Genomic DNA, 21,468 nt, shown 5'->3' on the forward strand with positions numbered 1-21,468 from the left:
CGGGCGGACCGTATTTCGACGACCTGGTCGTCGGCCAGGTCTTCGACTGGGCGCCGTCGATGACGCTGACCTCCGGCGCCGCCACCGGCCATCAGGCGATCGTCGGCGATCGGCTCCGGTTGTCCCTGGACGCCGGACTGGCGCACGCAGTGGTGGGTAGCACGGCTGAGCTGGCCCATCCGGCGCTGGTGTGTGACGTCGCGATCGGGCAGAGCACGCTGGCCACCCAGCGGGTCAAGGCCAACCTGTTCTACCGGGGGCTCACGTTCTACCGCTATCCGGTCATCGGCGACACCATCTTCACGCGGACCGAGGTGGTCGGGCTGCGGCAGAACAGTGCCAAGTCCGGACGGGCGCCGACGGGCCTGGCGGCGTTGCGGATGACCACCATCGATCAGGTCGGCCGACTGGTTCTGGACTTCTACCGGTGCGCGATGCTGCCGATGAGCCCCGGCGCGCCGGACACCGGGCACGCTGACGACCTGTCGGTGATCGGCGCCGAGTTGCCCGCGCCGCCGCAGCCGACAGCCGACTGGAACGCGGTGGCGTTCCGCGAGCGGGTTCCCGGCCCGCACTTCTACCCCGACATGGCCGGTTCGGTTCTGCGCAGCACCGGCGACGTGGTGAGCTCCGCGCCGGAGCTGGCCCGGCTGACCCTGAACATCGCTGCCACCCATCATGATTCGCGGGTGGGCGGCCAGCGCCTGGTGTACGGCGGGCACACCATCGGGCTGGCGTTGGCCCAGGCCGGTCAGCTGCTGCCGAATCTCGCGACGGTGCTGGGGTGGGCGTCGTGCGACCACACCGGTCCCGTGCACGAGGGCGACACGCTGTACAGCGACCTGCACATCGAGGCGGCCCATCCGTTGCCCGGAGACCGGGGCGGGGTGCTCACCCTGCGTTCGGTGGTCTATGCCGTCGCCGACGAAGGTGACGACCGGCAGGTGCTGGACTGGCGGTTCACCGCCCTGCATTTCTGATCCGAGAGACAAAACCCGAACGCAGTCCCGGCCGTCACCTGTCCGCTTCGTCGATCTCGATACCGATATCGATCCGGATGTTGTCGCAGGATCTCTGCGGGGGCCCTCCGGCGCGCGCGACAATGGTCGGGTGAACGACGCCGGCGCCGACTGGGCCAACAGTGGCCTGGCCTGGTTGACCGGCCGGTCCGACGGTCCGCCGGACCACTCCCGGGCGGCAATGCTGACCCGGGTCGACGCCGTCGCTGCCGAGCTGACTCATCTCCTGGGCATCCCGGTCGATGTCGCCACCATCCTCACCGGACGGGCCGCTCTGCTCGGCCTGCATCGCAACGGCCGCGTCTCGGCCGGCGGGGCAACCCACCTCATGCCGACCCTGGACGGCTGGTGGGCCCTGACCCTGTCGCGCGCCGACGACATCGAGGCCGTCCCCGCTCTCGTTGAAGCCGACTCGGTGCCCGACCCGTGGCCCGCGGTCGAGGAGTGGGCCGCCTGTCGTCGCGGCGACGAGGTTCTCGACCGGGCCACTTTGCTGGACCTGCCCGCCGCCCGCCTCGGCGAGACGACGCCGGCGCCGCCGGTGGTGCGAACTTCGGGGCCGCGCACCGGACCCCGCACGGCACAAGGCCTATTGGTCGCCGACCTGTCGTCGATGTGGGCTGGCCCGCTGTGTGGTCGGCTCCTCGCGACGGCGGGGGCCACCGTTGTGAAGGTGGAGAGTCCGGGCCGCCCCGACGGCACCCGGTCCGGCAACGCGGCCTTCTTTGATTGGATGAATCACGGAAAGCTCTCCTATGCTGTCGATTTCGACAGCGGGAGCCTGCGCCCACTGCTGGCGGCCGCGGACGTCGTGATTGAAGGCTCACGGCCCGGTGTGCTGCAGCGGCGGGGCCTGAGCTCCGAGTCACTGCCCGGCCCGGCGGGCCAGGTCTGGCTTCGCATCACCGGTCATGGGTCGCGGTCGCAGCGCCCCGCCTTCGGTGACGACGCGGCCGTCGCGGGCGGACTGGTCGGCACCAGCCCGAACGACCCGGTGTTCTGCGCCGACGCCGTCGCCGACCCGCTGACCGGTCTGGAAGCCGCACTGGCCGTAGCCCGTTCGCTGCGCCGTGGTGGCGGTGAGACCCTCGACATCGCGATGGCTGCCGTCGCGGCCACATACGCGGCCTTGTCCACCGGGCCGTCGCTGTCACCGATCCAGGTGCGGCAGCCTCATGCTCCGCCGCCCAGCCCGCCGGCATCGGCGCTGGGCGCAGACAGCGCCGCGGTGGAAGCACTTGTCCAGCAGCGGAACTCGGTGCCATGCTGATCCAGCGAGCCCACCTGTTGGACGGGCGAAAAGTCGACATCAGGGTAGCCGCCGCCATCGACGAGATCGCCGACTCGTTGACCCCCCGCCGCGGTGAGGACACCTTCGACGCCGCGGGCGGCACGGTCATCCCGGGCCTGCACGATCACCACGTACACCTGCGGGCCGCGGCTGCGGCGCTGGACTCCGCGCAGGTCGGCCCGGCGCTGGTCCACAGCCGTGCGGAATTCGCCGCCGTGCTCGCCGCCGCGCCGGTCGGCGAGGACGGCTGGATCCGGGCCGTCGGCTACCACGAGTCGGCCGCGGGCCCACTGGACCGCAGTCTGCTCGACGATCTCACTCCCGCTGTGCCGGTACGCATTCAACATCGCAGTGGCGTGCTGTGGTACCTCAATTCCGCGGGTCTGTCCGCGGTGGGTTTGCCCGATCATCCCGACGGCAGGCTACGCAGCTACGACAACTGGTCGGATGCGGTCGCGCGCCGCGACACATCGCTGGCCACGGTCAGCAGGCGGCTTCTCGGCTATGGCGTCACCGGCGTCACCGATGCCACTCCGAACCTCGGCGCCGACGACATCATCACCCTGACCGAGGAACACCGGCACGGTGGGTTGCATCAACACGTGCACTGGCTGGCACCGGGAAAGCGCATCCTGCATGACGATTCGCTCGATCTCGACGATCTCGCCGGATGGATCGCCGCGCAGCACCGCGAGAACCGGGCTGTCGCCCTGCACTGTGTGACGGCAGGCCAGCTGGTGGTCACACTGGCCGCGCTGCGGCTGGCGGGCACCCACCCCGACGACCGGATCGAGCATGCGGCGGTGGTTCCCGACGATGCGCTCGCCGACCTCGCCGACCTCGCCGTGCTGGTGGTGACCCAGCCGAACTTCGTCGCCGAACGTGGTGACCAGTACCTGATCGACGTCGACGCCGCTGACCAGCCCGCGCTGTGGCGACTGGCATCACTGCGACACGCCGGGGTGCGGGTGGCCCTGTCGACGGACCAGCCGTTCGGTGATGCCGACCCGTGGGCGTGCATGCGCGCCGCGGTGCACCGCACCACCAAGGCCGGGGCGGTGCTGAATGCAGACGAATGCGTCTCGGCCGCAACGGCACTGACGCTGTTCACCGGGCATGCCGAGCGTCCCGACGTGCCCAGGACCGTCGAGCCGGGGCAGTCCGGTGACCTGTGTGTGCTGAGCGCAGCGCCCGCCGAGGTGCTCGACGCCCTCGACGCCGAACTCGTGACCGCCACCGTCATCGGCGGCCACCTGCACCTGCGGCCCTAGTCTTTCTCGTCATCCTTGGGCAGAAACCGTTCAGGGTGGTGGTAGTTGTTGGTGCCGCCGCGCAGTGGCACATCGGGTGGTGGGTCCCATTGGGTCTGGCCGTCTGCCAGTTGGCGGGTGGTCCAGCCGTCGTTCTCGACGAGTAGGTTGTCGCATTTGCAGGCCAGGGTGAGGTCGTCGATGTCGGTCGTGCCGCCGTGTTTCCAGTCTTTGGTCGCGTGGTGCACCTGGCTGTTGTAGCCGTTGACCGTGCAACCGGGTGCGGTGCAGCCACGGTATTTGCCCAGCAGCATGATTCGCTGATCCGCTGAGGCCAGTCGCTTGGACCGGCCTAGCCACAAAGACTGCCCGGTGACACCGTCGAACACCGCCAAATAGTTGTACGTCGGCGTGGCCATCCGGAGCAGGTCTGAGATCGGCAGCAAGGTCCCTCCGGCGGTCACCCCGTGTCCGGCTCCGGACGCCAGGTCTTGCAAGGTCGTAGTGACGATCATCGTGACCGGAAGTCCGTTGTGCTTACCCAGTTTCGGGTCGCCCAGCTGACGACGGACCAGTACGGCCAGTGCGTCGTGCTGCCGTTGTGCGTGGCTTCGGGTGTCCTCAGGCTCGGGAGCGGCGAACTTCGCCAACCAGGCATCAAGCATCCCCCGTAGAGTTGGGTCGGCGATCAGTTTTCCGACGCTCATGCCGTCAGCTCGTTGGCCGCCGCACCACTGGAAGCCACGCTTACGGGCACGGTCCTCGTCGGAGAACGTGCCGTCGGGGTTGAGATGGGCGCCCAGCCGATCAGCGATCTTCTCCAACTGATCAGGCCGCATCACCTGCGCATGCTCAGCCAGGGTGCGTTCGGCCTTCTCGACCTCGACCGGTCCGACATGATCCGGCAGATCCCGGAAAAACCGTTGGATGACCCGCACATGCTCGCCGTCGAGCAGCCCGGCGTTCCATGCCCTACCTGTGGCCGGCAACAACGCGGGCAGTTCCGCGCCGGTCAATGTCTGACGCGGCACCAGCTGTTCGGCGTCACGAACTCGGCGCTTGGCCGCACCACGACTGATCCGCAACACGTCAGCCACCACGATCGAAATCGGCGGGCACCCCTCATACCGCTCCAGCCGTGTGAGCTGCGAGTGCGAGATCGCAACCTGCCGGCGCATCGCGGTCTCGAGTCGTTCCAGAACCGCGAATCGCTGTGGCGCGGGCACGTCTTCGATATCAGCCGCGCCCACTAATTCGATCGCTGCGTCGAGCGCATCCAACGCTGCCGTCATCGAACCCATGATTAGAACATTAGTTCGAACCACTGACAAAAACCGACAAGCGTTTCAACCCGGAACCCGCGAGAAATCCCTAGCTCGAGGACGGCAACTCCCGGAACGCGGTATTGCGGTACGGCTCCGGCTCTTTCGGCAAGCCCAGCACCCGCTCGCCGACGATGTTGCGCTGAATCTGGTCGGTGCCGCCGCCGATCGAGGTGAAGTACGCATTCAAAGTCCGGAACGTGACCGCGTCGCCGACCGGATTGTCCGGCCCGGTCAGCATCGACTCCGGACCAGCGATCTCGGTCTGCACCCTCGCTGTCTCGTGCAGGATCCGCGACATCGCGATCTTGCCCAGTGCCAGCAGTGTGGCGGCCTCCGCGCGATCAGAGGTTGCCTTGGCGCGCTGGGTGTTCCACCGGTTCACTGCCGCATACCCTTCGACCCGCGCGATCTCCTGGCGGACGAACGAGTCGTCGAGCTTGCCGGCACTGCGCGCCATCGCCACGAGACTGTCGGCATCGGCCTGAGGCTTGCGCGCCCCGCGCGATGTGCGGGCCAGATCGCCCATCAGGCGCCGCTCGTAGGCCAGCGCCACCTGCAGCACCGACCAGCCGCCGCCGGGCTGGCCGACCAGGTTGGCGTCCGGCACCCGCGCCCCGGAGATGAAGACTTCGTTGAATTCCGACTCGCCGGTGATCTGATGGATCGGACGGATCTCGACGCCGGGCTGCCGCATCGGGAACATGAAGAAGCTGATCCCGTTGTGCTTGGGCACATCCCAGTCGGTACGCGCCACCAGTAGCCCGTAGTCGGCGGTCTTGGCGAACGACGTCCACACCTTCTGGCCGTTGATCACCCAGTCGTCGCCGTCTCGTTCAGCACGGGTGCGCAGCCCCGCCAGATCCGACCCGGCGCCGGGCTCGGAATACAGCAGGCACCACTTGGTCTCGCCGCGGATCGACGGCGGGATCAGGCGCTGCTTCTGCTCGTCGGTGCCGAGGTCGTGCAGCGTGCAGGCGAACAGATTCGCCCGGTCGTGGCCGGTGCCCGGTGCGCCCATCGCGGCGAATTCGGCTGCCACGATGCGGGATTGCGGGTCACTCAGGCCCCGCCCCCACCACTGCGGCTCCCAGCTCGGGACCGCCCAGCCAGCGTCGAACACCCGCTGTGCCCAGGTGCCGCGATCCAACTCGGGGTCCCAGTTGTCAGCCAGCCATTCCCGGACTTCGTTGCGCACGTCGTCGTCGGTCATCACTGTGCCTCTCGCAGTCGCACGTAACGTTCCCGGTGCCACGCCGGGTCGCCGAACAGTTCGGCATCGGTCCGGGCCCGCCGCAGGTAGAGGTGGGCAGGATGCTCCCAGGTGAACCCGATGCCGCCGTGCACCTGAATGCTGTCTGCCGCGACTGTGACGAATGCCTCCGAGCAATACGCCTGTGCGGCAGCCAGATCCACAAAGCGTGATTCGTCCGAGGCGTCGAACGCCGCCGCGACATGCCGGGCCGCCGACAACGCCGACTCGGCCTCTAGCAGCATGTCGGCGCACATGTGCTTGATCGCCTGGAAGCTGCCGATGGCCCGACCGAACTGGAACCGCGTCTTGGCGTAGTCGGCGGCCATCCGCATCGCACACATCGCGCCACCGGCCTGCTCGCCGAGCAGCGCCACCGATGCCAGGTCCAGGGCTTGGCCGAGCGCTTCCGCACCGGAGTCGGCCGCACCCACCAGCCGGGCGGGCGTGTCGTTCAACACGACTCGGCCCTGTTTGCGAGTCTGGTCAACCGTCGACAGCACGCTGACGTCGAGACCCGGGGCGTCGGCATCCAGCGCGAACACCCCGTCCCCGGCAAGCACGTAGATCCGCCCGGCGCTCGCCGCGTCCAGGACGTGGGTCTTGCTGCCCGACAACCGCCAGCCCGACCCGTCGGCGCGCGCCGTCGTGGTCGAGGCCAGGGGCGGCCGTGCCGACCCCGCCTCGGCGAACGCCACCGTCGTGATCAGCTCGCCCGCGGCGATCCGCGGCAGCACGTCGGCCTGTTCGTCCGAATCACCCAGTGCCGCAAGCAGTTGCGTGGTCAGCACGGCGGTGGATAGGTACGGCGCACAGAGCAGCGCTCGTCCCATGGCCTCCATCACCAGACCCACCTCGACGGCGCCGGCCCCGGAGCCGCCGAACTCTTCGGGTATCGCCAGGCCCAGCAGGCCCATGCCGGCGAGCTCGGCCCACACCCCGGGGTCGTATCCGGCGTCGGTGGCCATGAGTCGGCGTACCTCGGCCTCCGGCGACCGCTTGGCCATCAGGTCGGTCACCGCCTCGGCAAGGTCTCGCTGTTCGGTGGTCAACGCTGTCATCGGCTCAGCTCCCGAAACTCATGCGCAGGCTGTCGCACTGGCTGGTGAAGAACGCCTTGGAGACCTCGGCTTTGGCGACGATCCCGTCGAACCCGTGGAACGCGCCGGGCACCACGTGGACTTCGCACGGCACACCGGCAGCCTGAAGCCGCGCAGCGTAGTCGAGGTCCTCGTCGTGAAACAGGTCCAGTGTGCCGACGCCGAGCCAGGCCGGTGGTAATCCGGCGAGGTCGGTGCGGCGCGCGGGCGCCGCGATCTCGGGATCGGCGCCACCGAGGTAGGCCTGCCAGCCGAACCGGTTACTGGTGGCGTTCCAGAGCCGCTGCCCCGGATCGTTGAGGTGCTGGCCCACGCTGCGGTCGTCGATCATCGGGTAGACCAGCAGCTGAAAGACCGGCTTCACGCCATCGCGATCGCGGGCCAGGAATGCCAGTGCGGCGGCAAGTCCGCCGCCGGCGCTGGCCCCGCCGATCGCGATCCGGTCGGCGTCGACAGCGGGCAGGCCGGCCAGCCACTGCAGGGCGGTATAGCAGTCCTCCAACGGCGCGGGGTACGGATGCTCCGGTGCCAGGCGATAGTCGACGGAGGCGACCGTGATGCCCAAGGCCTGGACGAATCGGCGGCACAGGGCATCGTCTTGCGCCGCGGTCCCCAGGACGTAACCGCCGCCGTGGATCCACAGCAGCGCCGGCGTGGTCGTGGTCGCGTCGGCAGGCCGATAGAGGCGGATACCGACTCCCGACTCCAACGTCAGGACCTCGACGCCGTCGTTCTTCGGTCGTTGCAGGCCTGTCAGCCGCCGCAGGACCGGCAGGGTCCGGGCGGAGATCAGCGCGCGTGGGGTGAACCGCGCGGCTTTGCGCAGTTCGGGATGGATGTCGGTGTTGGCCACGCCGCCCAGTATGGCAAGACCGCTTTCAGGACTGGACCTTGATCCTCGACGGCGCCGACAGTATCGTGGTGGCGGCAATTACGGAACGCTGCGTAGCGTAATTGCCGCTGGCTGAGAGGACACCGTCGATGACGACCAATCCGTATGCGGGCCAACCGTTCACGTCTTCCGATGAGGAGATCGCGGCGGCCTTGGAGCAGGTCAGCATTCCCACGCTGCTGTTGTCGTTGGTCCACATCACCGGTGATCCGCGGTTCATCCGGGAGTTCACCCAGGCCGGCGTCTTCCTCAACGAGGTCCAGGGCTTCATGTCCGAGGAGGACAAGGCCAAGGCGCGGGCGCTCGCCCTGCCGATCATCGCCGACTACCGCGACCGGGGCTGCCCGGGGCCGGTGCCGCTGAGCCCGGAACTGATCGGAGAGATGCTGGACTGGACGGCCTGCGAGCACGTCGACGACGAGTACCGTCCGATGGTGCTCGAAGAGATGGACCTCGAGGACGTCGACCCACGCCGCCCCGTCGCACTGGACCCCGCCGCGACCGACGACTTCCCGGTCGTCGTGATCGGCTGTGGGGAATCGGGTCTGCTCGCCGGCATCCGGCTCAAGCAGGCCAACATCCCGTTCACGATCGTGGAGAAGAATGCCGGCCCGGGCGGAACCTGGTGGGAGAACAGCTATCCCGGTGCCCGGGTGGACGTGGCGAATCACTTCTACTGCTACAGCTTCGAGCCGAGCAACGACTGGTCGCACTACTTCGCCGAGCAACCCGAGCTGCGGGCCTACTTCGAGACCGTTCTGGACCGGCACCAGCTCGACGCCAATGTCCGCTGGCAGACCGAGGTGGTCTCGGCCGCATGGAGTGACGCCGACGGAATCTGGCGAGTCACCCTGCGGGACAAGGACGGAAACGAATCCACGATTGCCGCCCGCGCCGTCATCACCGCGGTCGGTCAGCTGAACCGGCCCGCGCTGCCCGACATCGAGGGCGCTGATACGTTCGAGGGACCGGCCTTCCACTCCGCGGCGTGGGACCACTCCGTGGACCTGACCGGCAAGCGCGTCGCACTCATCGGCGCCGGCGCCAGCGGCTTCCAGATCGCTCCGGCGATCGCCGACCAGGTGGCGCACCTGACGGTCTTCCAGCGGACCGCGCAGTGGATGTTCCCCAACCCGATGTACCACGACAGCGTCCCCGACGGCGTGCGGTGGGCGATGAATCACCTTCCCTACTACAACCGTTGGTACCGCTTCCTGCTCCTGTGGCCCGGTGCGGACAAAGGGCTGGAGGCGGCCCGATCCGACCCGGACTACGTCCACCCCGATGATCCGAACTACGCGGTCAGCGAGATCAACGCGATGGCCCGCTTGATGTTCACCGACTGGATCACCACCCAGGTCGGCGACGATCAGGATCTGCTGGCAAAGGTGCTGCCCGACTATCCGGCGACCGGTAAACGCACGTTGCAGGACAACGGAACCTGGCTCACCACCCTGCGCCGCGACGACGTCGAATTGGTGCGCACTCCGATCGAGCGGATCACGCCGCACGGTGTGGTGACGGCCGACGGGGTCGCCCACGACATCGACGTCATCGTCTACGCCACCGGTTTCCGTGCCACCGAGGTGCTGTACCCGATGCAGATCACCGGGCGCGACGGGGTGGAATTGCGCGCCTCCTGGGGTGAGCGCCCGGCTGCCTATCTGGGTATCACCGTGCCCGGGTTCCCGAACTTCTTCATGCTCTACGGGCCGGGTAATCACCTGGCGCACGGCGGCAGCCTGATCTTCAACTCCGAACTGCAGATGCGCTACGTCAACAGCTGTCTGGCCGATATCGTCGAAAATGACTGGAAGGCAGTCGAACCGACGGCCGAGGCCACCGAGGCATGGCACCGCAAGCATCAGGACGAGATCAACCAGATGGTGTGGGCCCACCCCTCGATCGAACACTCGTACTTCAAGAACCGGGATGGGGAGATCCACACCGTGAGCCCGTGGCGGCTGCCGGTCTACTGGAATGCGATTCGCACCCCGGACTGGTCGAATTTCGTTGTGACAAAGGGAGAGTGAGGACACCATGCGCGCGGTGCTCATCGACACGCCGGGCTCGGTGCGGGTCGACGACTGGCCCGACCCGGTGCTGCCCGGATCGACCGGCGCCATCGTCAAGGTGACGGCGGCCGCCATCTGTGGCTCGGACCTGCACTTCTACGAAGGTGACTATCCGCTGTTCCAGCCTGTCTCGCTGGGCCACGAGGCCATCGGCACCGTGGTCGAGGTCGGCTCGGACGTGCGCACGGTGACGGTCGGCGACCAGGTCATCGTGTCGTCGGTGGCCGGCTGTGGCGCCTGCACCGGGTGCGCGACCAAGGATCCGATCCTGTGCGCGTCGGGTCCGCAGGTGTTCGGTTCCGGGGTGCTCGGCGGAGCGCAGGCCGAACTGATGGCCGTGCCGGCCGCAGACTTCCAGCTGCTCAAGATGCCGGAGGGCATCGACACCGAGCAGGCCCTGCTGCTCACCGACAACCTGTCCACCGGCTGGATCGCCGCCAAGCGTGCCGACATCCCGCTCGGCGGTACAGCGGTGGTCATCGGTCTTGGCGCGGTCGGGCTGTGCGCGGTGCGCAGCGCGCTGTTCCAAGGTGCGGCAAGGGTTTACGCCGTCGACCCGGTCGCCGAACGCCGGGATCGGGCCGCCCGCCTCGGTGCGATCGCGGTCGAACCGGCCGCTGCGCAGACCGTCATGGACGCGACCGGCGGTCTCGGGGCGCACTCGGTGATCGACGCCGTCGGCAACGACACGACCATCGACGACTCGCTGGCCACCGTGCGTGCCGGCGGCACGGTGTCGGTGGTCGGGGTGCACAACCTCAACCCGTACCCGTTCCCGGCGCTCACCGCCCTACTGCGCAGCCTCACCTTCCGGATGACCACCGCGCCGGTGCAGCAGACCTGGCCGGAACTCATCCCGCTGCTGCAGAGCGGTCGCCTCGACGTCGACGGCATCTTCACCACCACCCTGCCGCTGGAGCAGGCCGCCGACGGCTATGCCGCCGTCGCGGCGCGGTCGGGGGAGGTCGTCAAGGTCCTGCTCACGCCGTGACATGGGGCGCCAGCGCCCTGACCTACGCCCGGTAGACGGTCGAACCTTCCTTGATCGTCTCGACAACGGTGATGTCCTTGATCTTCATGGGGTCGACTGTCAGTGGATTGTCGTCCAGCACAACGAGATCGGCGAGCTTCCCGACCTCGAGCGAGCCTTTGGTATCCGCCTCGCGGTACTGGCGTGCAGCGTTGATCGTGATGGCCTTCAACGCCTCCAGCGCGGTGACACGCTGGTCGGCGCCGATGGTTTCGCCGCTGCGCGAGATCCGGTTCACCGCGGTCCACACCACGAACATCTGATCCAGCGGCGTGACAACGAAGTCCGTGTGGTTGGTGGGGTGCAGCCCGATATCGATCGCCGCGCGCATCGGGGACAGGAAATCTGCCTGGGCCTTGCCGCGCAACCGGACGTGCGCGTCGCCGAAGTAGAAGGTGTGCGGGGTGAAGAAGGACGGGGTGATCTGGTAGTCGACGTAGCGCCGCAGTTGATCTCGACGAACGAACTGCGAATGCACCATGACCGTGAGACGGTCCTTGCCGAGATCGCCTGCGCCCGCGAATTCATGGGCGGCAAGCGCGACGTCGATGGCCGCATCTCCGTTGGCGTGGATGTCCAGCGGTAGGCCCAGGTCGTAGACCTTCTTGAACCAGCCGTTGACGGTCTCCTGGGAGAAGCCGAGCTCACCGCACCAGTTGTGTTGCCCGTCGGGGCCATCGGTCAGGTACGGCGTCGTGAAATATGCGGTGCGGCCTTGCGGTGAGCCGTCCAGTGTGACTTTCACCCCGCCGAGCTTGACCCGGTTGTGATAGCTGCCGAACGTCTCCGCAGGGTGACGTTGCAGCACCTCGTCGAGTTCCAGAATGAACGGGTAGGCCACCACGTCGATCAGGGTCGCTCCGCCTTCGGCGGCCCGGTAGATCAGTTCCACGTCGGCGGCGTGGGTGGCGCCTTCATGCGCCGTCGTGATGCCTGCCGCGGCATAGAGCATCTGGCCCGCCCTGCTCCAGGCGATCTCCTCCGACGGTGTCGGCTTGGGCATGGCGGCGAAGATCGGTAGGAACGCGGTCTCCATCACCAGCCCGTCCGGCTCGGTGGAGCCGTCCTTGCGGACGATCACCCCGCCTGCCGGGGTGACGGTGTCCGCGGTGATGTCGAACATCCGCATTGCCGCCGAGTTGAGCACCGCGCCGTGCATCGAAACATGCCCGACCAGTACGGGATTGGCGGGGAAGTCGATGTCGAGGTCGTCCTTGTGCAGTGTCCGCCCGTCGGGCATCAGGGTGTCGTCGTAGCCGTACGCGACAATCATCTCGCCCGGTGGCACCCGATGCGAGTCCCGAAATGACCTGAGGGAATTCAGGATTGCCTCGACATCCGCGCCCGGTCCGGCCGGCGGTGCAAAGACGTTCACCTGATTGGCGACGGTCAGGGAATTGATGTAATGGCTGTGCGGGTCGAGGAAGCCCGGCAGCAGCGCCGCCCCGTCGAGGTCGACCACTCGGGTGCCCGGCCCCTGGTGCGCCGCGACCACATCGTCCCGGCTGCCCACCGCGGTGATTCGGCCGGCCCGAACCGCCAGCGCGGTCGCGGACGGGTTGCGGTCGTCGATCGTGACGATAGTGCCGCCCGCGTAAATCACATCTGCGGCCTCGGTCATCTCGGCCTCCTTCAGGGTCACCTGAGTCTAGGGAAGAAGTGCCGTTCGGTGCGCCTGACAGTTGGCGTTTGCCGCCGGCGCGCATTAGCTTTTCTCCGGTGATGTCCTTCGCTGCCGGTGCCGTCGCACGGTGGATCGCCCCGTTCATGACCCTCGCCGTCGTCGCCGGGCTGGTACTCAGCACCGGGCCGGTTCACACCGGCCCCATCCGCCTCGCGGATGACGCGGCCCCGATCGGTGGATCGCCGTTCTACGTGGACCCGAACTCGGCTGCCATGCGGGCCTCGAAGGCCAATCCGGACAACCCCGAACTGGCTTACATTGCCAACACCCCCCAGGCCTACTTCATCGACAACCTGGTGCCGGCCGCTGCGGTGAGCACCTACCTCAACGGGGCCTGGGCGGCCGGAGCAATGCCGATGCTGGCCATCTACTCCCTGCCGAACCGCGACTGCGGAAGTTTCGCGGCAGGCGGGTTCGGCTCGGGTGAGGCCTATCGCGGGTGGATCGACCGCGTCGCCTCCCAGATCGGCGGCGGTCCGGTGACGATCATCCTGGAACCGGATGCCCTCGACATGGCCGACTGCCTGTCGGCCAGCGCGCGCCAGGAACGCTTCGACCTGATCCGCTACGGCGTGGACACGCTGACCCGCAATCCAGCCGCCGCCGTATACGTCGACGCCGGGCACTCGCGTTGGCTGCCCGCCGACGAGATCGCCAACCGGCTCAACCAGGTGGGTATCGAGAAGGCCCGTGGCTTCAGCCTCAACGTCTCCAACTTCTTCACCACTGACGAGGAAATCGGTTACGGCGAAGCGGTTTCCGGCATGACCGGCGGAAAGCCCTATGTCATCGATACCTCGCGCAACGGCAACGGACCGGCCGACGGCGAACTGTACTGGTGCAACCCGAGCGGGCGCGCGCTCGGCGTCCAGCCCACCACCAACACCGGGAACGGCCACATCGACGCGTTCCTGTGGGTCAAGCGTCCGGGTGACTCCGACGGGTCCTGCGGCCGGGGCGATCCGGGCCCGGGCCACTTCGTGAACTCGTTCGCGATCGACCTGGCGCGAAACGCCGGCCACTGAGCGAACACCGACGTCCGGGCAAACGCCCGCGTACCGCGGGATTCACTGGGCACGACTGAATCTCGATTGGGCCAGCAAACCAGTGAACATTCCGAAGAATTTGTCGTTTCAGAAAGTGCCAGCGGGGTACGCTTCGCGCCATGACGGTTAGACCGTGGACGACGGCCCGCTGGCTGATGCAGGCGGGTCCGGCCGACTACCTGATGGCGATGAGCATGGCTTCTGCCCAGCTGCCCGTAGTCGGCAAGCATCTCGAACCGCTGGGCGCGCTGAGCGCCATGAGTGTCTGGGGCGCCAAGCAGATGCCCGAGCTTCTCGGTGCGGCCGCCAAGTCGTGGCTGGCGCCCGACGCAGGCCGCGTTCGCCGGGTCCAGCGGGAGAGCACCCGCCAGGTCGCCGAAACCGGGCTGCGAGGTGTGGTGCTGCCCGAGGACCTGCAGATCGACTGGCCGGCACCCGACACCAAGCCGCCGGTAGCGAGGGCCCTGGAGCACCGCAAGCATCTCTACCGCTCTTCGGTCCGCTACGGCGATCACCCGACCCAGGTTCTCGATGTCTGGCGCCGCAAGGACCTGCCCGCCGAGCCCGCACCGGTTCTGGTGTTCGTTCCCGGCGGTGCCTGGGTGCACGGCAGCCGCATCCTGCAGGGCTACGCGCTGATGTCGCACCTGGCCGCGCAGGGCTGGGTGTGCCTGTCCGTGGAGTACCGCGTCGCACCGCACCATCCGTGGCCGCAGCACATCCACGACATCAAGGCCGCGATCGCGTGGGCCCGCGCCAACGTCGACCGGTTCGGCGGCGACCGCGACTTCGTTGCCGTCGCCGGGTGTTCGGCCGGTGGCCACCTGGCCGCGCTGGCCGGACTCACCATCGACGACCCCGAGTTCCAGGAGCACCTGCCGGAGGGGTCGGACACCGCCGTCGACGCCGTCGTGGGCATCTACGGCCGGTACGACTGGGAAGACCGCTCGACGCCGGAACGCATCCGGTTCGTCGACTTCCTCGAGCGCGTGGTGGTCAACAAGAAGCAGAGCAAGCACGCCGACCTGTTCCGCAAGGCATCGCCGATCGCGCGGATCCATCCCAAGGCCCCGCCGTTCCTGGTGGTGCACGGCTCCGGCGACAGCGTGATACCGGTCGCGCAGGCCCAGAGCTTCGTCGAGCGGCTCCGCAGCGTGTCGCACTCGCCGGTCGGATATGTCGAATTGCCCGGTGCCGGACACGGATTCGACATGACCGACGGTGCCCGCACTGGTTCGGTGTCCACCGCAATCGGCCTGTTCCTCAATCGGATTCACCGCGACCGCGCGGCGATGTCCACCAAAGAGGTCATCTGAGACCTACTCGGCTGTATCGTCCCGAACGGGACGGGGCAGGGGCGGAGAGGCGCACGGATGAAGAGACTGCGTGGCTGGGATGCTGTGCTGCTGTACAGCGAGGCTCCCAATGTGCACATGCACACCCTCAAGGTGGCGATCATCGAACTGCAGGATCTCGGTGGCCGAACCTTCGGCGTCGAAGAGTTCCGTCAGGTGATCCGGGGCAGGCTCTACAAGCTCGACCCCTTCCGCTATCAGCTGGTCACCATCCCGTTCAAGTTCCACCACCCGATGTGGCGGGAGAACTGCGACGTCGACCTGAATTACCACATCCGCCCGTGGCGGGTGAAGGAGCCGGGTGGCAGGCGCGAACTGGATGAGGCGATCGGCGAGATCGCCAGCACCCCGCTGGACCGAGACCGTCCGCTGTGGGAGATGTACTTCATCGAAGGTCTTGCCAACGGCCGCATCGCGGTTGTCGGCAAGATCCACCACGCGCTGGCCGACGGAGTCGCCTCCGGGAACCTGATGGCACGCGGGATGGATCTGCAGAGCGGTCCCGACCCCGACCAGGACTTCTCGACCGATCCCTCACCACGGAGTGGTGAGCTGGTGCGCTCGGCGTTCGCCGATCATTTCCGGCAGATCGCCAAGCTGCCCAGCGTCATCAAGTACACCGCCGACGGGATGGCCCGGGTGCGTCGCAGCAACCGCAAGCTGTCGCCCGAGCTGACCATGCCCTTCACCCCGCCGCCGTCCTTCCTCAACCACATGCTCACCCCCGAACGACGCTTCGCCACAGCAACTTTGGCGCTCGCCGAAATCAAAGAGACCAGCAAGCTCCTCGGCGTCACGATCAACGACATGGTGCTGGCCACCGCCGCAGGCGCGTTGCGCACGCTGCTGCTGCGCTACGACGGGGTGGCCGATCACCCGCTGCTGGCGTCGGTGCCGGTGAGCTTCAACTTCGATCCGGACCGCGTGTCGGGCAACTACTTCACCGGCATGATGGTGGCCGTCCCGGTCGACGTCGCCGATCCGCTGGAGCGGGTGCGGCAGACCCACGATGCGGCGGTGTTGGCCAAGGAGAGCCATCAGCTCATCGGGCCGGAATTGATCAGCCGGTGGTCCACCTACCTACCGCCGGCACCGGCCCAAGCGCTGTTCAAGTGGTTGTCCACCAAGGACGGCCAGAACAAGGTCCTCAATCTGCCGATCTCGAATGTGCCCGGCCCGCGTGAACACGGGCGGGTCGGCGGCGCGCTGGTCACCGAGATCTACTCCGTCGGCCCGCTGACCACCGGCAGCGGAATGAACATCACCGTGTGGAGCTACGTCGACCAGCTCAACATCTCGGTGCTCACGGACAGTGTCACCGTCGAGGACCCGCATGAGGTGACCGAGGCCATGCTCGCGGCATTCTCCGAAATACGGTTGGCGGCAGGGCTTTCCGGTGAGCTGGCGGTCGTGGAGACCGCCATGGCGCAGGCCTAGGGGCGTTCCGCAGGCAGCGTCGAGGTGTCGTCGGACGGGATGCCGTCCAGCACCTCGGTGGGTGCGTTCTCGGCGAGCTCGATCTTTCGTTGGTGGCGGAAGCCCACGACGATGCTGGAGATCAGCGAGATCGAGATCACCGCTTCGGCGATGAAGAACGACCCGAAGTCGATGATCGACCCGATCGGCGGGTTGCCGGGCACCGCATTGCGCAGCGGGATCAACGCGAAAAGGATGGCGGCCATCATCGAGCAGGCCGGGAAGATCAGGCCGCGCCGCCAATTCAGGATGTAGAAGGCTGCCACCACCGCGCCGAGCGCCAGGCCGAGCATCAGCACCATGATGAAGACCGCGAAGATGATCGTGGGCATGCTGCGGTGCAGGCCGAGATTCACCAGCACACCGCCGCTCTGCGCGGCGCCAGCCGAGGTGTTCAGGCCGAAGAACGGATCGGTGTTGACCACGGTGAGGGCTACCGGAACGTTGCTTCCGTCGGCGCTGTAGACGTGGACTTCCAGCCGGCCGGTGTACCGGTCGAACGGATAGTCGGTCACGGCGCCGTCCACACCGACCTTCTGCTCGATGTCCGGGGCGGGGTCGCCGGCCTTGATCTCGGCCTTCCAATTACCGATCGCAGCGGTCGTCAGCGTCACGTCCTGGGCGAAGTTGCCCTCAGGGTCGGCCAGCTTCCCAGTGGGCGCCACATCGACGATGGTCACCGAAAGTTGTTGTGTCGCTGAGTCCACCTTTGTGATCCAGGCGGTGACGTTGACCCGATCCGAATTTTCCCCGTCGCCGAAGAAACTCTCCTGGTCGGTGTTGTTGCGGCTGGTGACATACCCCGCAACACTCGCCGCGATCACCGCTACCAGCAGTGCGGAGGCGATGATCAATCGGCGTAGTCCGACATCGCGGACCCGTCGGATGTGATTACGCATGCTCCCCCTTGGTCATCCTCTTCGCGTATACCCAAGACAAGAACTGCCCGACCGCTTCGGCGGACTGATGTGCCCGCGGCGAGGAGAAAATGTCGAAAGCGTGTTGCGCCCCGGGCAATTCGGCATAGAGCACCGGCGCTTCCGAGACCTTGCGGAATTCGCCGACGAAATCCCGCGCCTCGTCGACCGGGATCACCGAATCGTGCTCGCCGTGCAAGACGAAGAACGGCGGTGCGTCCGCGCGTAGCCGGCGGATCGGTGATGCAGCGGTGTAGATCTCACGGAACCTGCTGAACTGCCGCTTGACGACGAGGCGCTCGAGGTAGCCAACAAACTCGCGGCGGCCGTTGCCGTGCGTGGTGTACCAGTCGTAGCGGCCGTACACCGGGACCGCGGCCACCACGGCGGTGTCGGCGTCGGTGAATCCCGGCTGATACTCCGGGTCGTTGGGTGTCAGGGCCGCCAGCGCCGCCAGGTGACCGCCGGCCGAACCACCGGTGATGGCAACGAAATCGGGGTCGCCGCCGTAGTCGGCGATGTTCTCTTTTATCCAGGCCAGCGCACGCTTGACGTCGACGATGTGGTCCGGCCAGGTGTGTGCCGGGCTGACCCGATAGTTCATCGCCACGCAGATCCAGCCCCGGTCGGCGAGGTGGCTCATCAACGGGTAGGCCTGAGGACGGCGCCAGCCGATCGCCCACGCTCCACCGGGCACCTCGAGCAGCACCGGGGCCTTGCCGTCAGGGGGCAGATCACGGCGGCGCCACACGTCGGCCAGATTGGCGCGGCCGTGTGGCCCGTAGCTGATCGTGCTCGTCTTGTCGACGAACCGTCGCCGCGACCACGTCGTCCGCCACGCGGTGGGCCGGCCCGACGGGGACGGTGTACTCGGCAAGGTGTCCAGAACGTCGGCGAAGTCCTTGCCGAGCCCCTGCACCAGCGCGTCGCGCAAAACCGGCCGGGGTGTGGTCACGTTGCGGCGCTGAATCGCCAGCAAGAACAGCCATGACGCGGCCGTCAGCGCAAGGGCCGCGACACCCCGCCGGCCGCGGAAGTCGCCGCGCAGGCCGCGCCGCGCCGCGTCGAGGACGGAGCCGCCCAGGTAGAGCATCGGCACTTCTGAGGTGGGCCAGCCGAACGAGAAGACCACCAGCGTCTTGTAGCCCTGGCGCCCCAGTGGGCGAAATCCGTTGGCGGCATTGGCCGCTTCGGCGATCGCGCGTACCAAGGGGCGCGGGCGCCGAAGCTCAGCCGTCAGCCGTGTGAGAGATGAGTTCATTACGCAGGATTTTGCCAGTGCTTCCGCGCGGCAGTTCGCTCAGGATGGTGATGTCCCGCGGAACCTTGTAGTTGGCCAAGTTCTCCCGGACGTGCGCCTTCAGGTCGTCGGGGTTCGTGGTCGCACCGTTGGTGAGTACCACGAACGCCACCAGTCGCTGGCCGTACTGTTCGTCGTCGACGCCCAGCACTGTGGCTTCGGCCACCTCCGCGTGCCCGGCCAACGTCTTCTCCACCTCGATCGGGTACACGTTCTCACCGCCGGAGACGATCATCTCGTCGTCGCGGCCCACCACGAACAGCCGGCCCGCGTCGTCGAGGCGGCCGATGTCGCCCGACGACATGAAGCCGTCGTGAAAGTCCTTGGTACTGCCCCCCCGGACCAGATGAGGTGTAGCCGTCGAACTGGGTGGAGTTCTTCACGAAGATCCGCCCGACCTCGCCGGTCGCAACGGTGTTGAACTCGTCGTCGTAGATGCGGATCTCGGTACCCACGGCCGGCTTTCCCGCGGTGTCGGGTGCGGCCCGCAGATCGGTCGGGGTCGCGGTGGCGATCATGCCCGCTTCGGTGGCGTTGTAGTTGTTGTAGATGACGTCGCCGAACTCGTCCATGAACCTGGTGACCACGTCGGGCCGCATTCGCGATCCCGAGCAGGCCGCGAACCGAAGAGTGCGTCCGCTGTAGCGTTTTCGGACGTCCTCGGGAAGGTCCATGATGCGGTCGAACATCACCGGCACCACACACAATCCGGTGGCTTTGTATCGGTCGACGAGGTCCAGCGTCGCCTCCGGGTCGAACTTGCGCCGGGTCACCACGGTGCATGCCATCGCCGAGGCGAACACCAGCTGCGAGAAGCCCCAGGCGTGGAACATCGGGGCAACCACCACCGTGGTCTCGCCCAGCCGCCACGGTGTGCGGCTCAAGATCGCGATGAGATTGCTTGCCCCGCCGCCGGAGTGCTTGGCGCCCTTCGGAGTTCCGGTGGTACCGGAGGTCAGCAGGATGAGCTTGCTCTTGCGCTCGCTCGGGGTCGCTTTCTGTCCCTTGTGCGCGGTGATGAGCTTCTCGACGGTAACCGCGTCGGTCGGCTCATCGGTCCAGGCCAGGATGCGGACGGCGTCCGGGCGGTCGGCCACCGCGCGGTCCACCGACGCGGTGAACTCCTCGTCGTAGATCACGACATCGGCGTGTTCGCGATTGACGACCTCGGCCAGCGCCGGGCCGGCGAACGAGGTGTTGAGCAGCAGCACGTCCGCACCGATGCGGGTGGCGGCGATCAGCGATTCGACGAACCCGCGGTGGTTGCGGGCCATGATGCCGACCACTTCTGGCGTGCCGCCGGGCAGCTGCTGCAGCGCGGCCGCCAGCGCGTGCGCTCGCTGGTCGAGTTCGCGCCACGTCAGGGTGCCCAGTTCGTCGATCAGCCCGGGGCTGTCAGGGCGGCGGGCGGCGGCCGTCGCGAACCCGGTGGCGATCGACAACCCCTCGGCGCGCGCGGCGTTCACCATCGCAACCGTCCGGTCCGGACGCATCGGGGTCAGGAAGCCGGCCTTGGCCAGGGTGACGACGGCGTCGCCGACGGACGTCAGCCGGGTCAGCAGGTCCATCAGCCGATCACCGGGAGTCGACGTTCGGAGGCCAGTTCGTCCAGGGCCCGTTGCATGACGCCGCGCACGTAGGCGTCGACGGCATGGATGTCGGGGTCCTCGCCGAACTGTGCGGTGATGTCGATGGGCTCGAGCACCCGGACGACGATCTTGGTGGGCAGCGGCACGTTCAGCGGAACGACGGCGCTCAACCCGAACGGGAAACCGAACGAGATCGGCAGGATCTTCGCGCGCAACAGCTTGTCCAGCCGCAGCGCCTTGGCCACGCCGGTGCCGCGGGTGAGGAAGATCTGGCTCTCCTGGCCGCCGATCGCGACCGTGGGCACGATCGGAACCCCGGCGTTGATGGCGGCTTTCACATAGCCGGTGCGCCCGTCGAAGTCGATCTTGTTCTGGGACAGCGTCGGCCGGTAGACGTCATAGTCGCCGCCGGGGAACACCACCACCACGCCACCGGAGCGCAGTGCCTCGTCGGCGTTTTCATGGTTGGCCCGGATGAAACCGTTGCGCTTGAAGAAGCCGGCTGTCGGACCGGTCAGGACCAGATCGTGGCTCAGCGTGTAGACCGGCCGGTCGTAGCCGAAGTGGTCGTAGAACCCCAGGGCAAACACCGGCACGTCCATCGCGAACAGGCCGCCGGAATGGTTGGACACCACCAGGGCACCGCCGGGCGGGAATGACTCCAGTCCGCGGACCTCACTGCGGTGGTAGAGCTTGAGGAACGGGCGCAGCACGCCCATCGTCCTCTCGACCAGGCCGGGGTCCCATTTCTCCGTCTCGGCGGGTGTCGCGTCGCTGGTGCTCACACATCCTCCTAGGAATTGGAACGTGTTCTAGTTTTCTATGCTACCGGGCTCGCGACTCGCGTCGTACCTCGATAGTTACCATTCC

Annotated in this window: 16 protein-coding genes and 1 pseudogene; 8 read left to right on the plus strand and 9 right to left on the minus strand. The window is 67.3% G+C overall.

Annotated features, from left to right (window positions below; translation table 11 throughout):
* The first annotated feature begins 59 nt into the window (after window positions 1–59).
* The 3 genes from Y900_RS14275 to Y900_RS14285 all read left to right on the plus strand — a co-directional run bounded on the left by Y900_RS14275 (window position 60) and on the right by Y900_RS14285 (window position 3,581).
* Window positions 60–980 (plus strand): hotdog family protein, encoded by a 921-nt coding sequence (locus Y900_RS14275; RefSeq protein WP_237752693.1) that lies wholly within the window; start codon window positions 60–62, stop codon window positions 978–980.
* A gap of 130 nt (window positions 981–1,110) precedes the next feature.
* A complete protein-coding gene (locus Y900_RS14280) occupies window positions 1,111–2,289 on the plus strand; it encodes a CoA transferase (protein ID WP_036342710.1) in 1,179 nt (392 codons plus the stop codon).
* Window positions 2,283–3,581, plus strand: coding sequence for an amidohydrolase family protein (locus Y900_RS14285; RefSeq protein ID WP_036342712.1), 1,299 nt, complete (start codon window positions 2,283–2,285; stop codon window positions 3,579–3,581). Before Y900_RS14280 ends, Y900_RS14285 begins: the two co-directional genes overlap by 7 nt.
* Here the strand turns inward: Y900_RS14285 and Y900_RS14290 are convergent.
* The 4 genes from Y900_RS14290 to Y900_RS14305 form a co-directional block, all read right to left on the minus strand.
* Complete coding sequence (locus Y900_RS14290; protein WP_036342714.1) at window positions 3,578–4,861, minus strand: HNH endonuclease signature motif containing protein; 1,284 nt, start codon at window positions 4,859–4,861, stop codon at window positions 3,578–3,580. The two genes, Y900_RS14285 and Y900_RS14290, sit on opposite strands and share 4 nt — an antisense overlap.
* A gap of 70 nt (window positions 4,862–4,931) precedes the next feature.
* A complete protein-coding gene (locus tag Y900_RS14295) occupies window positions 4,932–6,095 on the minus strand; it encodes an acyl-CoA dehydrogenase family protein (RefSeq protein WP_036342716.1) in 1,164 nt (387 codons plus the stop codon).
* A complete protein-coding gene (locus Y900_RS14300; protein WP_036342718.1) occupies window positions 6,095–7,195 on the minus strand; it encodes an acyl-CoA dehydrogenase family protein in 1,101 nt (366 codons plus the stop codon). The genes Y900_RS14295 and Y900_RS14300 overlap by 1 nt, the downstream gene beginning before the upstream one ends.
* A gap of 4 nt (window positions 7,196–7,199) precedes the next feature.
* The gene (locus Y900_RS14305; protein ID WP_036342720.1) at window positions 7,200–8,087 is read right to left on the minus strand and encodes an alpha/beta hydrolase; all 888 of its coding nucleotides are present in this window, start codon (window positions 8,085–8,087) and stop codon (window positions 7,200–7,202) included.
* A 128-nt stretch (window positions 8,088–8,215) separates the two neighbouring features.
* Between Y900_RS14305 and Y900_RS14310 the strand changes: the two genes are divergently transcribed.
* Together Y900_RS14310 and Y900_RS14315 are read left to right on the plus strand one after the other, a co-directional pair.
* Window positions 8,216–10,159: a flavin-containing monooxygenase gene (locus Y900_RS14310; RefSeq protein ID WP_036342723.1), complete on the plus strand. Its 1,944-nt coding sequence runs from the start codon at window positions 8,216–8,218 to the stop codon at window positions 10,157–10,159.
* A gap of 7 nt (window positions 10,160–10,166) precedes the next feature.
* Window positions 10,167–11,192 (plus strand): alcohol dehydrogenase catalytic domain-containing protein, encoded by a 1,026-nt coding sequence (locus Y900_RS14315; RefSeq protein WP_036342725.1) that lies wholly within the window; start codon window positions 10,167–10,169, stop codon window positions 11,190–11,192.
* A gap of 22 nt (window positions 11,193–11,214) precedes the next feature.
* Here the strand turns inward: Y900_RS14315 and Y900_RS14320 are convergent, their stop codons facing one another.
* Window positions 11,215–12,852, minus strand: coding sequence for an amidohydrolase (locus Y900_RS14320; protein WP_036346760.1), 1,638 nt, complete (start codon window positions 12,850–12,852; stop codon window positions 11,215–11,217).
* Between the two features lie 101 nt (window positions 12,853–12,953).
* Here Y900_RS14320 and Y900_RS14325 point away from each other — a divergent pair, with 101 nt between their 5' ends.
* The 3 genes from Y900_RS14325 (at window position 12,954) to Y900_RS14335 (ending at window position 16,753) form a co-directional block, all read left to right on the plus strand.
* The gene (locus tag Y900_RS14325; protein WP_036346762.1) at window positions 12,954–13,940 is read left to right on the plus strand and encodes a glycoside hydrolase family 6 protein; all 987 of its coding nucleotides are present in this window, start codon (window positions 12,954–12,956) and stop codon (window positions 13,938–13,940) included.
* Window positions 13,941–14,080: 140 nt separating this feature from the next.
* A complete protein-coding gene (locus Y900_RS14330) occupies window positions 14,081–15,277 on the plus strand; it encodes an alpha/beta hydrolase (protein ID WP_036342727.1) in 1,197 nt (398 codons plus the stop codon).
* Window positions 15,278–15,334: 57 nt separating this feature from the next.
* Window positions 15,335–16,753, plus strand: a complete 1,419-nt coding sequence (locus tag Y900_RS14335; RefSeq protein WP_036342729.1) for a WS/DGAT/MGAT family O-acyltransferase — start codon at window positions 15,335–15,337, stop codon at window positions 16,751–16,753.
* On the opposite strand, the gene Y900_RS14340 is transcribed toward Y900_RS14335, so the two are convergent.
* The 4 genes and pseudogenes from Y900_RS14340 to Y900_RS14355 form a co-directional block, all read right to left on the minus strand.
* Window positions 16,750–17,691 (minus strand): DUF4436 family protein, encoded by a 942-nt coding sequence (locus Y900_RS14340; protein ID WP_237752562.1) that lies wholly within the window; start codon window positions 17,689–17,691, stop codon window positions 16,750–16,752. The two genes, Y900_RS14335 and Y900_RS14340, sit on opposite strands and share 4 nt — an antisense overlap.
* Window positions 17,684–18,970, minus strand: coding sequence for an alpha/beta hydrolase (locus Y900_RS14345; protein WP_036342731.1), 1,287 nt, complete (start codon window positions 18,968–18,970; stop codon window positions 17,684–17,686). Before Y900_RS14345 ends, Y900_RS14340 begins: the two co-directional genes overlap by 8 nt.
* Window positions 18,939–20,577: pseudogene (gene fadD12 / locus Y900_RS14350) on the minus strand (acyl-CoA ligase FadD12). Before fadD12 ends, Y900_RS14345 begins: the two are co-directional and overlap by 32 nt.
* Window positions 20,577–21,317 carry a 1-acyl-sn-glycerol-3-phosphate acyltransferase gene (locus tag Y900_RS14355; protein ID WP_420329819.1) on the minus strand — a complete coding sequence of 247 codons (741 nt, stop codon included), beginning with the start codon at window positions 21,315–21,317 and terminating at the stop codon, window positions 20,577–20,579. Before Y900_RS14355 ends, fadD12 begins: the two are co-directional and overlap by 1 nt.
* Between the last annotated feature and the right edge of the window lie 151 nt (window positions 21,318–21,468).

It is taken from the genome of Mycolicibacterium aromaticivorans JS19b1 = JCM 16368 (genome assembly GCF_000559085.1).
Classification (GTDB): Bacteria; Actinomycetota; Actinomycetes; order Mycobacteriales; family Mycobacteriaceae; genus Mycobacterium; species Mycobacterium aromaticivorans.

Coding starts and splice junctions, on each gene's coding strand:
- Y900_RS14275 (WP_237752693.1), top strand. CDS start 60: ATGACGCTGACCTCCGGCGCCGCCACCGGCCATCAGGCGATCGTCGGC.
- Y900_RS14285 (WP_036342712.1), top strand. CDS start 2,283: ATGCTGATCCAGCGAGCCCACCTGTTGGACGGGCGAAAAGTCGACATC.
- Y900_RS14290 (WP_036342714.1), bottom strand. CDS start 4,861: ATGGGTTCGATGACGGCAGCGTTGGATGCGCTCGACGCAGCGATCGAA.
- Y900_RS14295 (WP_036342716.1), bottom strand. CDS start 6,095: ATGACCGACGACGACGTGCGCAACGAAGTCCGGGAATGGCTGGCTGAC.
- Y900_RS14300 (WP_036342718.1), bottom strand. CDS start 7,195: ATGACAGCGTTGACCACCGAACAGCGAGACCTTGCCGAGGCGGTGACC.
- Y900_RS14310 (WP_036342723.1), top strand. CDS start 8,216: ATGACGACCAATCCGTATGCGGGCCAACCGTTCACGTCTTCCGATGAG.
- Y900_RS14315 (WP_036342725.1), top strand. CDS start 10,167: ATGCGCGCGGTGCTCATCGACACGCCGGGCTCGGTGCGGGTCGACGAC.
- Y900_RS14320 (WP_036346760.1), bottom strand. CDS start 12,852: ATGACCGAGGCCGCAGATGTGATTTACGCGGGCGGCACTATCGTCACG.
- Y900_RS14325 (WP_036346762.1), top strand. CDS start 12,954: ATGTCCTTCGCTGCCGGTGCCGTCGCACGGTGGATCGCCCCGTTCATG.
- Y900_RS14330 (WP_036342727.1), top strand. CDS start 14,081: ATGACGGTTAGACCGTGGACGACGGCCCGCTGGCTGATGCAGGCGGGT.
- Y900_RS14335 (WP_036342729.1), top strand. CDS start 15,335: ATGAAGAGACTGCGTGGCTGGGATGCTGTGCTGCTGTACAGCGAGGCT.
- Y900_RS14340 (WP_237752562.1), bottom strand. CDS start 17,691: ATGCGTAATCACATCCGACGGGTCCGCGATGTCGGACTACGCCGATTG.
- Y900_RS14345 (WP_036342731.1), bottom strand. CDS start 18,970: ATGAACTCATCTCTCACACGGCTGACGGCTGAGCTTCGGCGCCCGCGC.
- Y900_RS14355 (WP_420329819.1), bottom strand. CDS start 21,317: ATGGGCGTGCTGCGCCCGTTCCTCAAGCTCTACCACCGCAGTGAGGTC.